General features: G+C 50.9%; 14 protein-coding genes. 3 read left to right on the forward strand and 11 right to left on the reverse strand.

All coding sequences use genetic code 11. The annotated features are described in order from the left end of the window. Positions 1 to 14 precede the first annotated feature (14 nt). Positions 15 to 632: an NUDIX hydrolase gene (locus tag GYMC10_RS21435; RefSeq protein WP_015736453.1), complete on the reverse strand. Its 618-nt coding sequence runs from the start codon at positions 630 to 632 to the stop codon at positions 15 to 17. A 144-nt stretch (positions 633 to 776) separates the two neighbouring features. On the opposite strand from GYMC10_RS21435, the gene GYMC10_RS21440 reads away from it, so the two are divergent. Continuing rightward, a complete protein-coding gene (locus GYMC10_RS21440; protein WP_015736454.1) occupies positions 777 to 1,259 on the forward strand; it encodes a hypothetical protein in 483 nt (160 codons plus the stop codon). 91 nt (positions 1,260 to 1,350) lie between these two features. On the opposite strand, the gene GYMC10_RS21445 is transcribed toward GYMC10_RS21440, so the two are convergent. From GYMC10_RS21445 to GYMC10_RS21490, 10 genes are all read right to left on the reverse strand, one after another. Next, positions 1,351 to 1,701 carry a potassium channel family protein gene (locus tag GYMC10_RS21445; RefSeq protein ID WP_015736455.1) on the reverse strand — a complete coding sequence of 117 codons (351 nt, stop codon included), beginning with the start codon at positions 1,699 to 1,701 and terminating at the stop codon, positions 1,351 to 1,353. 90 nt (positions 1,702 to 1,791) lie between these two features. Then, positions 1,792 to 2,364 carry a hypothetical protein gene (locus tag GYMC10_RS21450; RefSeq protein WP_015736456.1) on the reverse strand — a complete coding sequence of 191 codons (573 nt, stop codon included), beginning with the start codon at positions 2,362 to 2,364 and terminating at the stop codon, positions 1,792 to 1,794. Between the two features lie 51 nt (positions 2,365 to 2,415). Then, positions 2,416 to 5,751, reverse strand: a complete 3,336-nt coding sequence (locus tag GYMC10_RS21455) for a DEAD/DEAH box helicase (protein WP_015736457.1) — start codon at positions 5,749 to 5,751, stop codon at positions 2,416 to 2,418. A gap of 78 nt (positions 5,752 to 5,829) precedes the next feature. Beyond that, positions 5,830 to 6,132 (reverse strand): hypothetical protein, encoded by a 303-nt coding sequence (locus GYMC10_RS21460; RefSeq protein WP_015736458.1) that lies wholly within the window; start codon positions 6,130 to 6,132, stop codon positions 5,830 to 5,832. 21 nt (positions 6,133 to 6,153) lie between these two features. Next, complete coding sequence (locus GYMC10_RS21465) at positions 6,154 to 6,663, reverse strand: GNAT family N-acetyltransferase (protein ID WP_015736459.1); 510 nt, start codon at positions 6,661 to 6,663, stop codon at positions 6,154 to 6,156. 106 nt (positions 6,664 to 6,769) lie between these two features. Beyond that, on the reverse strand, positions 6,770 to 7,660 hold the full coding sequence (locus GYMC10_RS21470; protein WP_015736460.1) for a TIGR01777 family oxidoreductase: 891 nt from the start codon (positions 7,658 to 7,660) through the stop codon (positions 6,770 to 6,772). Positions 7,661 to 7,801: 141 nt separating this feature from the next. Then, complete coding sequence (locus GYMC10_RS21475) at positions 7,802 to 8,371, reverse strand: methyltransferase domain-containing protein (RefSeq protein WP_009589841.1); 570 nt, start codon at positions 8,369 to 8,371, stop codon at positions 7,802 to 7,804. 201 nt (positions 8,372 to 8,572) lie between these two features. After that, positions 8,573 to 9,502: a phosphotransferase family protein gene (locus tag GYMC10_RS21480; protein ID WP_015736461.1), complete on the reverse strand. Its 930-nt coding sequence runs from the start codon at positions 9,500 to 9,502 to the stop codon at positions 8,573 to 8,575. Beyond that, entirely contained in the window at positions 9,499 to 10,041 is a 543-nt protein-coding gene (locus GYMC10_RS21485) for an STM3941 family protein (RefSeq protein ID WP_009589892.1), read from the reverse strand. The genes GYMC10_RS21480 and GYMC10_RS21485 overlap by 4 nt, the downstream gene beginning before the upstream one ends. A 52-nt stretch (positions 10,042 to 10,093) precedes the next feature. Continuing rightward, positions 10,094 to 10,987, reverse strand: a complete 894-nt coding sequence (locus tag GYMC10_RS21490) for a PhzF family phenazine biosynthesis isomerase (protein ID WP_015736462.1) — start codon at positions 10,985 to 10,987, stop codon at positions 10,094 to 10,096. Between the two features lie 344 nt (positions 10,988 to 11,331). Between GYMC10_RS21490 and GYMC10_RS21495 the strand changes: the two genes are divergently transcribed. Both GYMC10_RS21495 and GYMC10_RS21500 read left to right on the forward strand, forming a co-directional pair. After that, entirely contained in the window at positions 11,332 to 12,441 is a 1,110-nt protein-coding gene (locus GYMC10_RS21495) for a glycosyltransferase (protein ID WP_015736463.1), read from the forward strand. Next, positions 12,438 to 14,045, forward strand: coding sequence for a glycosyltransferase (locus GYMC10_RS21500; RefSeq protein WP_015736464.1), 1,608 nt, complete (start codon positions 12,438 to 12,440; stop codon positions 14,043 to 14,045). The genes GYMC10_RS21495 and GYMC10_RS21500 overlap by 4 nt, the downstream gene beginning before the upstream one ends. Positions 14,046 to 14,057 lie beyond the last annotated feature (12 nt).

A 14,057-nucleotide genomic window follows, 5' to 3' on the forward strand; every position in this document is an offset into this window, starting at 1 on the left:
CTTTGTTATCTGTATTAATCAAGCCAAGTCGGCAAATGCGGGTCGTTCTCGAATTCGAATATTCTCTTCAACTGCTCCTTGGTATTCCGTTCTTCGGACAACGGCGGCAGTTCGTCCTGAGGGAAAAAACCGACCGCGGACGTTTCGGTCCCCACGCCTGCGGCTCCGCCCGTAATGTCGCACTGAATGAACATTTTGTACACGTGGAAGGCCGAAGGCGGATGGTTATGAAATTTCTTGTCCAATACGGCCAGCAGCCTCCCTGCACGCACGTCGTAGCCGGCCTCTTCCTTCACTTCCTTCACCACGACCTCCGCAGGGGATAAGCCGATGTCCGCCCATCCTCCCGGCAGCGCCCAGGCCCCGTCGGCCTTTTCCTTCACCAGCAGCAGCTTTCCGTCTTGAAAAATAACGCCGCGGACATCCACCTTCGGCGTCTGGTATCCGGTTTCACTCGCAAACAGCGTACGGATCTTCTCTTCGCCTGCTTCGGTATACTCCTGCATGATCTGGATGCTGAGCTCCCTCAGCTGCTCAAACCGTTCCTTGTCATAAACGTCCCTCGTATACTCCAGTCCGGCCTGGCTGATGGCCTGCATCTCCTTGGCCCACGCTAACCATTTTATTGTCATAGGTTTCATCCTCTTCAAAGAATCTCATAATATATAACGCCTGTTATCCTTGATTGGTTTATAATGGAAGTGCTTGATTTCAAAATTATAACATATTTTCTAGCAAGTTATGAGACAAAGGATATAAAGGGGGGGCAGCAGGACATGAAAAAAATGCGGCCGGTGTTATACATCTTTCTTCTAATCATGGTGTTCGGTACCGGGTACTACATCGGATCCAGATCCGAGAACGTAACGCCGATCTCGAAGGAAAATGCCCGCAATGCCGTTCAGACCCTGTGGGTGAAGGCCGCCGAACCTCCGCTGCCCAAGGTAAGCATTGACGGCACCGAGATCAAGCTGCAACGCGGCGGTTATTCGTGGTGCAACGGAGATAACTGCGCAACGACGGACGCAGCCCGTCCCAGGCTCGAGGATATGACGCCGGTTGTGGTCCAAGGCGGTGCCGACATTCAATCGACGCCACCCGAAGGAATACATGGCTTCACCATCCTCAACCTGACGGATTCAGGTAACGATGGATATACCGTGCCAACGAAAGCCGGCTCGTACCTGTACGAAATTCACTGCACATGGCCTTTGGATCAAGGAGAAGCCAGCTTTTATTTTGCGGTGACGGTTGAATAGACGTGCTCTGGATCGATTAACCAAGCATTTCCGCATCCGTTTGTCCATAAAAAGAAACAGCCCCGGCGCCAGGGCTGTTTCTTCGTTTCCATTATGAATTCGTTGTCTTCTTCTCTTCCCTTTGATTCGTACGGATTAAAGCATACGCCAACTGTCCGACCATTCCGAGGAACAAGCCCGTCCCGACCACGATGTAAACCATGGTGAAGGTTTTTCCGAGCGGCGTCTGCGGCACGAATTCCGGATGCCCTACCGTGCTCAAGGTCACCACGCAGAAATAAAGGGCATCCAGCACCGACAAGCCTTCTTGCCTGGTATAAAACATCGTGCCCGATAACAGCATGATGACGATCAGCACAAACAGCGCCATGAAATACCGCTGCTTGAACGCTCGAAACAAACCGCTGAGGAGACGTTTTAACGTTAATAAAAAAGAGATCATCCGAGAACCGTCCTATTCTATATCTGGAGTAAATGCTGCATACATCACATACATCCTATTATATCAGCGTTAATGCTTCGCGCCCATCCACTACGGTTGAACGGAAAGGATATTCCCTTCGGCATCGATGCTCCGAAATATGAAGCCGCCGGTCTGGTCGGCTGGCAGCTGTTCATAATGGATGGCGTAGCCTTGCTCCACGTCGATTTCCATGTAAATCCCGGATAAAGCCTTCACCTGTTCCAGATCTTCGATCGGTTTATCGTCCCAAGGCTCATTGGTGACGATGATTTTCTTGCTTTCGGGTTCCGACGTCTCCACTGCCACCAGGGTGTCATAGATGCCGTCACCACGATGACTGGCAGACCAAGTTCGTACAAAAGGTTCATCTGCGGACTTGGGTTCCAGCGCGACCCCGTTCGTAATTTTATGCAGCAGTCCCCATCTGCTCTCCAGGACGTTGACGGTCTTAACATGGCCATCATGCCAGACAATCAGCTTATGATGATCCTCTGACTTCTCGTACAGCTTATCCCCGGTATACGCAGGGTGAACGCGCCGTATCGCCTGCTCTTCATTGTATGCATAGCCGTCCAGGAACAGCGGCAGGTAGCTGATGACGACCACAACGGCGGCCAGTATGAGAAACATGGCTTTTTTCAAAACAACAGCTCCTTGTATCCTTTTGGAATGCGTATCATCTTATCCGGCCGATTAGCCCTGAAGGGCAAGCAGCTCCCGAATTTCCGCTTCGGACCAGCTTGAAAGCGACTCTTCCCCCGGCTGAACCAGCTCCTCGATCAGATCCTTTTTCTTCTGCTGCAGAGCCACCATTTTATCCTCGATCGTATCTTGAGATACGAAGCGTATGACCTGCACAACCTTCTTCTGACCGATACGGTGCGCCCGGTCCATCGCCTGCTGCTCGACTGCCGGATTCCACCACAGGTCATACAGGATCACCGTATCGGCCCCGGTCAGGTTGAGCCCCGTTCCGCCTGCCTTCAACGATATCAGGAATACCTCGCGTTCCCCCTCGTTGAAGCGTTCGCACAGCTCCACCCGCTCCGATCCCGGCGTCTGTCCGTCCAGGTAAAAAAACGGAATCCCCCGATATCCCAGCTCCCCGGCGATCAGGTTCAGCATGCCTGTAAACTGGGAGAATACCAGCATCCGCCTCCCTGCAAGACGACATTCCTCGATCGTTTCCAGCAGCTGCTCAAGCTTGGCCGAACCGCCCTCGTAGCCTTCCACGAACAGAGCCGGGTGACAGCAGATCTGTCGCAAGCGGGTAATGCCCGCCAGGATACGGATCCGGTTCTTCTGGAAACCGTCCTGTGCCAAATGCTTAAGCGTCTCCTGCCGCAGTTTCGCAAGATAGGCGGTATACAGCTTCTTCTGTTCGATCAGCAGGCCTGAGGCCTGAATCGTCTCGATTTTCTCCGGCAGCTCCTTAAGCACGTCCGATTTCAGCCTGCGGAGCAGGAAAGGACGCACCCGTTTCACAACCGCTTCTTTAGGCAGTTCATGAAATGCTTTGCGATCTCCGAAAAGAGCCGGGAAAACGGCATCGTAGATGGACCATAATTCCTCCAGACGATTCTCGACCGGCGTGCCTGTCAACGCAAACCGATAACGGGCATGGAGCGTTTTTACGACTTGAGCCGTTTGCGTCGCGTAATTTTTGAAGGCTTGGGCTTCATCCAGAATCAAGGTTAAGAAAGGCAGCTTTGCATATCGCTGGATATCCCTGCGGAGCAGCGGGTAAGAAGTGATGACAACATCCGCTTTGCCTATATTCTGGATCACCTTCGCGCGCTCGGACAGCGTGCCATCGGCAATGACGGCCTTGATCTCCGGCGCAAACTTCTTAAGCTCGTTAAACCAGTTATAGAGCAGGGAGGCAGGAGCCACAATGAGCGCGGGTTCTTTACGCTCCCGGATCTCAGGCAGCAGGGACAGAATGAAAGCGATGCTCTGAATGGTTTTGCCGAGTCCCATATCATCGGCCAAGATGCCGCCGAAGCGGTAATGGGCCATCGTCTTCATCCACTGGAAGCCGAACTTCTGATAATCCCGGAGAACCGTTTCCAGGCTGGCCGGCACGGCAAAGTCCAAATGATCCGGATTCTTCACATTCTGCAGCATTCGGCGCAGGGAACGGCCAAGCTGGACCGATGATCCCGAATCCTCCCAATCCAGCAGCTGAAGTCCTTGGACCGCCGGCAGTTTAAACCGCGTCCCCTCATCTTCGTACAGCCAAGGTCCCACCCGGTTCATTAAAGCAACCATGGCCTGGAACTCCGCGCTTTCCAGCGGAAGCAGCGCTCCGTTTCGCAGCCGGTGATATTTGCGTTTTTCTTCGAGCGATTTGACGATTTCCCGGATCTCGGCTTCGCGAATGCCCTCCATGTCAAACTTCAGTTCAAGCCAATCCGTCCGTTCATCGACCTCCACCCGAACCTTGGCTCCCATCGGTTCAGTGAGCACCCGCTCCTTCACCGCCGTCGTTGCATAAACAACCAGCAGCTTCTCCAGCCGCGGAATCGTATGATACAAAAATTCATATTCGGCATCCTCGTCATTCATGAAGAAACCGCCGTCAGTCCTGGCAAAAGAGGCGTTCTCCATGAGCTCCAGAATCCGCTGCTCCGTCTCTCCATCGCGAACGAGAATCGAGCTGCTGCTGCGTTTGGCGCGGTGTCCCTCCAGCGGATTGATGATGATGTCGCCGTATTGAAATTCGAGTCCGGCCAATAGCCGGCCGCGGACACGGTCCAGAAACAGCTTCGCTTTTAAAGGCGTTTTGACGATGCGGTCGGACACGGTCTGCGCCACATGCACGCTGCCCAGTTTCATCAGCCCCGGTACCACCCGCTCCATGATGGACTCCATCATCTCCGGCTGTATCCGAATATGCGGTGTGTTGGAAGGTTCAAGCAGCAGCTTCATCTCGGCGAGCCTTTTGCAAGCATCCATCTCAAGCTGTATCAGCCTGCCATCCGCAATGACGACCCCGTACCCCTCCAGCACGGTCATCCGCTCCAATCCATCGATCTTCATCAGATAGTGATCATCCGCAGCCTCATCGAACTCGAATTGCAGCGGGATCGGTTCCTGAGCGAACTCCAGCTTATCCGTCATGATTCCATCCATCGACAAGAGGGGACGAACCGAAGAACCGAGCGCCTCCCGTACTTGAGGCCAAAAGGCAGGAGGAATGATCAGCATTCGGTCGCCGTTCCCCTTTTTGCCAAGCGGAGCGTAGATGTTCACCGACTGTTGATACATGCTCTCATGATCGGAAATACGGATCAGCTCCTGCAGAAGCGCGTCATCCTCTTTTTTAAAGCTGTGCACCTCTGGATCGTAGGTGAAATTCTTCGTGAACACGCAGGCTGCGCCGCGTTTTACGCACGCTAAGAACTCCCGAATCCGCTGTACGATGTACAAGCGTTTGTTCCCGACTCGCAGTTCGACGCCGAACAGGTATTTCCGGTCCCCGTACGGATATAGCTTGAAAATGCACTCCATCTCCAGAACCTCTCGGGTATCAAAGCGGGATGTCGCCGCGGCCCTCCGACCGCCGGAATACGAGAACAATCCGAGCAGCTGGCTGCTGAGCAGCGCATCCCGTTCTCTCTCGTTCGAGCTTCTGCCATATTCCGGTGAGTGCCGGGGCGTTAACTGTCCTTCTTCCATGTTCACGTTGGCGGAAGGATGTAATAACGATGGAAAGGGGCGCATCGGAGCCTCGACCGTTTGTTCAATATCCCGTATGTTCAGGAGGAGGGCCGCAATATGCCTGCACCGCTTTCGGGAAAATCCGTAATCGATGCAGCTGCATTCCGTGTATACGTCCCCGTTCGAGTCAATCTCCGCATAGGCGATTCCCGACTCCTGATCCTTCACTTCAGCCTCGTATTTTCGAGCGTCCGGATCCTGCTTCAGCATCGATACATAACCATCTCTATATAAAACCCCGCCGCGATCGTAGGAGGTTTTTCCACACAACAGTTTGATCACCCGTTCGGTCAGCTGGTAACCCATAACCACATTCCTTTCTCTATTGCCTGTTAAAAAACAGTATACCATTTTCTCATATCTTCAAAAAAAAAGAACTCGCCGCTACGGCAAGTTCCTGCGCTCTTTGTCATCGACTTTGGTCAATCGATCATAACGCTTGTTATTCCCATTCCATGCCCCGTTGGATATGATGAAACCGACAATCATATATATGGGAAAATAATAATAGTATCTTGTTACAAAATGTTCCGGGGTAAATCTGTCCTGATCCAGGAGCCAGGTCGCGGCAGCCCATACAGCATATAAAAACAAGCCGTGAGCCAGTCCTTGGGAAAATACGAATTTGCCTTTTCCCTTCCCCCGGATCTGCGTCCACCTGCGATAGAATCGCGCATCTCGCTCCATCCGATCCCTCCGCTTCAAGGTTTAGATACGTTTGTAATACAATACCGTTCCGGCAAGTTGGCCGTTAGAGGATATGGCATAATCGGGTATAACTCCAGCTTGAATATAACCCAAAGACTGATACAGCTTGTTGGAAGGGTCCCCCTCCCGGGTATCTAAGACCAATAAGGTTCTGCCCTCTGCCTTGGCTTTCGGCTCCAGATGCAGCATCAGCGTTCTGCCGATACCTCCGCGGCGGGAAGCCGGATCTACCATCAATTTCGCCACCTCGGCCCGGTGTCTGCCATTCGCTTTCGTTGCGCACTGCAATTGAACCGTGCCGATCATCTTCCCATCCTGCATGGCTGCCCACAGGGTAACCCCTGGGCCAAGCGCATCCTTCCAGTAAGCGGAAGCTTCATCATAAGACAGCGGAGCTAAGAATCCCACCGATGCCCCATCTTCTACAACCCGAATCAATAATTCCGTCAATTGATGATGCGTGTTGGTTTCTAATCGGTCGACCTCCACAATCGTAAATTCCTGATTCATGATCGGACACTCCCTCTCTCTCATCTATTAAACCCATTCTATCCGTTCTGTTGCCATATGTAATCATTTTCTGCAAAGTCAATCCATGCCGCGCGCTCAGATTCCCTTATCGTTTCAAGATGTCTGCCAGCGCTTCATTCAGCGTATCGTATGCAAAATGAAAACCTGCCTTGCAGAGTCGGTCCGGAATCACCCAGCGGCTCTTCAGCACGAGTTCCGTTTCCGTACGTATAAGCCTGGCCCCCAGCTCAAGCAGCCATTTAGGCGACGGCAATCCCATTCTGCGATTCAACGCAAGCCGAAGCTGCTCCATCAGTTCCTTGTTCGTCACCGGATAAGGAGATGCACCATTAAAAACCCCGCTCAGCTCTTCCTTCTCCTGCAAAAACAGAATCATGCGATACAGATCCTCCACATGGATCCAGCTGAACCTTTGCTTACCCGTACCTTGGACGCCGCCGAGCCCGAATTTTACCAAGTTAACATAAGGCGTCATGACGCCACCGCCAGGTCCCAGCACAATGGCAATGCGCAGGGCGATTTGTCTCGTCTGAGGCAATCGGAAAGAGAAAAAAGCGCGCTCCCATTCCTTGGCGACCTCGACGGAGAAGCCTTCGCCGATCTCGCCCTGCTCCTCCGTCATCGGTTTATCTTCGGCATGGCGATAAATCGTGGCCGTGCTGGAATTAAACCAGGTGCGCGGAGGAATACGGCAGGCCTCGACGGCGCTGCCGAGTATGTTCGTTGTCTCTGTTCTCGATTTCAGAATAAGCTCCTTGTTGTTTTCATTGTAACGGCAATTAACGGATTTGCCCGCTAAATTTATGAGCATATCCGCCCCCTCCAGGGCAGCGACGATGGCTTCGCGATCGTTCCATGCGATATGACCCTGCCGTCGGGAGATCATAAGTACCTGTGCTTGCTGCTCATTCGTGAATTTTTTCGCAAGATAAGTTCCGATAAAACCAGTTCCACCAGCTAAAACGATCTTTTTCATAGAATAGAATCAGCTCATTTCTCTATGTTTTATCCACATCATATACTCCATTTGACCATCGTTTCTTCCAATATACCATTTTTTCAATAGAGATAAAAAGAAAACACCCTCCTCATAGAGGGTGTTCCATTCATACGAAACCTACTTCCTTGGCATCGAAAACAAATACGTGGAGAAATCACGGTTAATGTAATCCTTAAAATGCCTCTTGTCAGCTACGGGAAAACGATCCAGTTCCTCTGTTGTCCACTCGCTCAAATGGGTCTCGAACTCATTGCCGTATTCAGCGCCCTGCGGCCAGTCTGTTCCAATCGGAATATTAAGCAGGACAAAGCGGGATTTTTCAATGCAGGTCTGCAGCAGGACGAGCGCCCGCTCTTTTGTAAAATGCTCCAGAACGTCACCGAGAATGATTAAATCGAATTGTCCCGGCTGGACCTGCGTTTGCAGATGATCGTAAGCATCCGCTACGTGGATTTTATTATAGAAGCATTCGTGGTAGGTATCGATATTGACAGGGTAAATCTCGATTCCTTCGATCCGCGTGTTCCAATACGCGCGAAATACGCGTCCTTCCCATACGTCCAAATACTCCCGGCAGATCATGCCCCAGCGGCCAAAACCTACCCCGATATCCAGAACGGACTTGGGAGCTACATAGCGGATCAGATCCACGCAATACGATAAATTCTGCCAGTTTGACGTCCCCATTCCCATACCTCCATTCGGAATCTTAACGCCCCAAATTCATCATCATATTCATCATTCGATAACGCTTGATTCATGACGCTCCCCGGCTTTTCCATTCCAACCTAATCCAGTGTATTCCTGGCCTTCCATTCCGGACTCGTCAGTTAACCATTTTCGTTGCACACATTTCGCTCATAAACAAAAAAAGATCCCCGAAGGGATCTATCCTTTTAATAATGAGGTGATATGATTCTTCATGAACTGATAGCTGCCCTGATCATCCTTCTTCGCATAGAAACGAAGCCCGTCCAGCGCCCGAAATAGCTGATAGCACAGCAGCCTTTCTTCAAAATAGGGAATCTTCTCGCCTTGCTGCTCCATCGCTTCCTGCAGCCGCTTGGGAAATCCCAGCATCGGATACCACATATGAATAACGGAGACGTCCATCATGAAATCGCCGAACATGGCCATCTCCCAATCCACGATACCGGTTACGTTTTCGTTCTCTCCAAGCATGTTGCCCAAATGGAAATCACCATGGACAAGATAGCGCTCCGATGGCGAATAGCGAACAAGTTCGATCATCGTTTGGTAGATCTCTTCGAAAAATCCTTTTTCCAGAAAACTGTGCTCATACAGGCTCTGCCATCCATGGTAGAAACCTTCTTGCTCCGCATCGAATACAGACGTCAGGTGGTCCAGCCATGAACGATGAGCAGCCTTGCCTTCCGGAGTAATCCACCCGAAGCCCTCATGGGACTCTCCGATAGGGGTATGAAGGATCCGCATGAATTGCTGGACGATGTCGGGAACCAGCCCTCGAATTTGTGCCGGCTCAAGAGCGCTTATCGGCGTACCGGGTACTTTATCCGAGATCGAGTAATGGATATTCCCCACGCTACCGATCTTATGGATTCGAGGAATGGGCAAGGATTGATCACCGTACATACTGTAGATTTTGTTTACTTTATGAAGGCTGTCCCCATTATCTTTAAAATGAATGACATAATCGGCATCGCCCTTACGATAACTGAATACCTTGCTTAATTCTCCCATCTCGATGGGGGTGACATCCAGCACCGTCTCTCCTTCAATCTGCTGGAGATGGCTTACCGCCTTATCCAAAGTCATCTCCGGCTTGAATGTCTTCATAACCCTTGCCCCTCCTTCGTCTCCGTATTCAGGTTCCTGGACGCATTCCATCTTCGATATAACAGAGGAAACAACTCATACAGATTACATGAGATACTTGATGCGGATATATGGATAGCAGAACCCGTCATGCCTTTATTCATGCTCATGAGCTTCCTTTTCCAGGCGGGATGCCTGGACATCAAAAGTTCAGGATCATATACATCGATCCCTATAAACTTCTCATTCTTAATCTGATAGATGTGAATGTTCTTGATTTCGCTCCACGCGACGGCTCCGGCGCTCGCATAGGAGGATCTATCGACGATTCCCTCCCGATGGATCAGGAGTGCAGGCTCCGATTGAACAAGCTTGACGATGGAAAACACCAGTCCCATGCCAAAAAACAACGCGCAAATGATTCCAACTAATACGATAAAGATGTTGCTCGAGGTTAACCCTCCGTACACTAACCCGCTGCCTACCAACACAAATGCCAGGGAACCCACCAGCATTTTGGTCACCTTGGGATAAATCTTGATTTCTTCTTGTTCCTGCATAGCTCGCACTCCCTGTTTCTATTTACAATATCTAGAGGATATCATCCGATCGTTATGAATCATAGCTAACCTCGAATTCTTTAACGAATACAGCCGTACCGGAAATATAGACGTCCATGGTCTCTTCAAAGCGATTCACTTGAACATCGACTCTACCGTCTTTCCCCATTTCCTTGCCTTGTTCAACGATAAATCGTGCGGAGGGGGCCTCGGGATTCAAATAGGTTAAATAGTAAGCTCCCATTACGCCTGACGCGGTTCCGGTTACCGGATCCTCGACGGTGCCTGAATACGGTGAAGAGAAATGTCTCGCATGCATGAACGAAGACTCGTCGATCGTCTCCAGGCAAAAAGGGTGCAGAGAGGCTTTCGGATTGTCCGTTAATATATCCGGGAACATGGCATTATGAGGCACCATCCGCCCAAACGGCTCCAGCCCCTTAATCGGTACCAGCAATGTCCAAATCCCCGTGCTTCCATATACGATCGGCATTGCGAAATCCAAATCCTCGCGCTGCAGGCCCATGGATGATGCCAGGCGGTCAACATCTCCCTCAAAGGGCAGGAATTGAGGATGATCCTGCTTCATCTTCATGGTTAGCTTTCCTTGAGCATCCTGAAATTCGATCGGCAAATTGCCCACTCTTGTCTCAATCCACACGGTTTCTTTGTCAGGGAGCAGCCCCTTGGTCTTCAAGGCATACATCGAAGCCATGGTGGCATGGCCGCACAAATTCATCTCATGTCCGGGCGTAAAATATCTTAATCGGACATCTGCTTGCTCCGATTTTACTATGAAGGTCGTTTCATTGAACCCTACGCTATGGGCGATGGCCTGCATCTCCTTCTCTGTCAGCTCGTCTGCGTTCAAGACCACGCCGGCAGGATTACCCATATTAGGCTGTATGGAGAATGCATCATAATGAAGTACGTTTATGGATTTCATGTCCTTTAGTTCCTTCTTTCAATAATGAATTAAATGGAGAACAAAATTTGAGAAGATTTTACCATTGGACATGGGTTAAATCCAGACCAAATTTACAATTAGCAGCCTTCACCCGCCAAACTTCGTTTAGCCAGTCCCTGCTGTTCGACGAGGCGCAAGCCAAAAAACGGTCTATGTGACCGTTTTTTTGTCAGCCGCATTAAAAAACGAGCTTAAAGAAGCGATATTCGTCATTTTTTGATACGCACGGGTTCAATTTGGCGCTCGACGGTTCATTTCGTACGCCGACCTGAATATATATCTGGCATATTCTTTGGAATGGACTATACGCGGGGGGTGATGTATTGATCGCTATCAGCCTATGCATGATCGTAAAAAATGAGGAACATCATTTGAACCGCTGCCTGTCCCGGATTGCAGACATCGTGGATGAGATCGTCGTTGTGGATACAGGCTCCACCGATCGCACGAAAGAAATCGCCCGATCCTTTCAGGCGGTCGTTTATGATTTTGAATGGATCGACGATTTTGCGGCTGCGCGAAACTTTGCTTTTAGCAAGGCCACCCAGGACTATATCCTGTGGCTCGATGCCGACGACGTGCTGCTTGAAGAAGACCGGCTGAAACTAATAGCGCTTAAAGAAAACCTTGCGCCCGACATCGATTCCGTGACCATGCTCTATCATTTGAGCTCGGACGAATTCGGTAATGTCACCTTCCGTCTACGGCGCAATCGTCTTGTCAAACGGAGCAGGGCCTTTCGATGGATCGGGCCCGTCCACGAATATTTGGAGGTCTACGGTCATGTTATGAATAGCGATGTTGCCATTACCCATCTCAGCTCGAATCATGATCAGGACACCGGCCGGAATCTCAGAATCTATGTGCAGCGCGAGGCAGCCGGCGAATCGTTCACCCCGCGGGATCTGTTCTATTATGCGAATGAACTAAAGGATCACCGTCTTTTCGAGAAAGCGATCGATTATTACGAACGATTCTTACATACGGAAAAAGGCTGGATCGAGGATGTTCTCTCGGCCTGCAGCAGGCTGTCCGATTGCCATCACGAGCTCGGAAACGGGCAAGCCGCATTTGAATCCTCTCTCCGATCCCTGCAGTATGCGCCGCCGCGGTCCGAATTCTGCTGCCGCATCGGTTACCATTTTCTCGAGAAAAACCAATATGATACGGCCATCTACTGGTATAAGCTGGCTACCGAGCTTAAGCTGCCTCCGGATTACATGGGATTTCATAACCCCTCCTTCTCCACATGGCTTCCCCATCTGCAATTGGCCGTTTGTTACGACAGAATCGGAGCTTATGCGATTGCCAATCAGCATAATGAGAAGGCGCTTGCCTACCGACCGGGCGATGAGACCATGCTGGCGAACCAAGAATATTTTCGAAACAAGCTGCAGGAGCTTCAGCGTGACGATGAGAGGCAGAGCTCATGACGACCCAGGGGCGCAGACGCGTTTTGATCGGCAGTCCTGTACGGCAGAAACCGGAGATTCTGGACCATTTCCTTACCTCATTGCTGCGGCTGGAACAAAATTCCCTGGAGCTGTGCTACTTCTTTATCGATGACAACAACGATGAATTATCCAGCGCCAGATTGAGCCGATTTATGAAAGAAGTTAACCGGGTGGTTATCCACAGCGCCCATACGCCTGATGATCACGAATATATCCGCGACGAGACAACCCATTATTGGAACGATCGATTGATTTGGAAGGTAGCCGATTATAAGAACAAGATCATTCAATATGCGCTTGACCTACGGTTTGACTATCTGTTTCTGGTCGATTCGGATTTGCTGCTGGCACCGCAGACCCTGATTCACCTCATCGCCACCGACAAAGAGATCATTTCGGAAATCTTCTGGACCCGTTGGCAGCCGGACTCACGCCCCCATCCCCAGGTGTGGCTCAAGGATGAATATACCCAATACGAACAACAGGCGGGCGAAACTTTGGACGAAGCCCAAAAGGAACATCGCTATCAACAATTCGTGAGCCGGTTAGCGGAGGCCGGCGTGTATGAAGTCGGCGGACTCGGAGCTTGCACTTTAATCAGCCGCCGGGCTCTTGTGCGCGGGGTTAACTTTAAACCCATCTACAATTTGTCCTTCTGGGGAGAGGATCGGCATTTCAGCATCCGGGCGGCTGCGCTGGGGTTCACCTTGTATGTAGATACGCACTACCCGGCTTACCATATCTACCGTGAAAGCGATCTTCACCATGCCGGACTGTTCCTGAAGGCAACGGATAAGACTACATCCATCCCCGAGGTTACTCGAAGCTGCCTCGAGGAACGAGAAGAGGGCTGTCTCACCCCCATTGATGCGAATCGCCGCACGGCCCGCCCATCGCTCACCCTGACGATGGTTCTGAAGAATGAAGGCCAACGCTATCTGCGGCAAGCGCTTGAACGGCATCGGGACTACATTGACCAAGCCGTTATTATCGATGATGCAAGTACGGATAACACGCTGGATGTATGTATGGAAGTTTTGAAGGGAATTCCGCTGCGTCTGATCAGCAACGAGGCATCCCTGTTTCACAACGAGGTTGAGCTGCGAAAGCAACAATGGCGCGAAACCTTGAACCTTCATCCCGAATGGATTCTGAATTTGGATGCGGACGAATGGTTTGAGTCTTCCTTTACGGCTGAGCTTCCTTCCATGCTGAAGCAAAACGAGTTCGATTTGTATTGCTTCCGGCTCTATGATTTTTGGAACGAAACCCATTACCGGGACGATGAATGCTGGAGCTCGCATAGAACCTATCGCCCTTTTCTTCTGCGTTACCGTCCCGAAATGAAGTATTGCTGGAAAGAGACGGCCCAGCACTGTGGAAGGTTCCCGGCGAATGTATTCGATCTTCCCCACCATCTTTCAGCCATTCGCCTTAAGCATTACGGGTGGGCCAAACCGGAATATAGGCTGGAGAAGCTCAAGCGTTATCGTCAGCTCGATCCTGAAGCAGAATTCGGCTCGAAAGAACAATACGACTCCATTCTGGAGGAATCGCCTACGCTTGTTGAATGGATGGAATAACGAATAACCATA

Source organism: Paenibacillus sp. Y412MC10, from assembly GCF_000024685.1.
In the GTDB taxonomy this organism is placed as follows: domain Bacteria; phylum Bacillota; class Bacilli; order Paenibacillales; family Paenibacillaceae; genus Paenibacillus_AQ; species Paenibacillus_AQ lautus_A.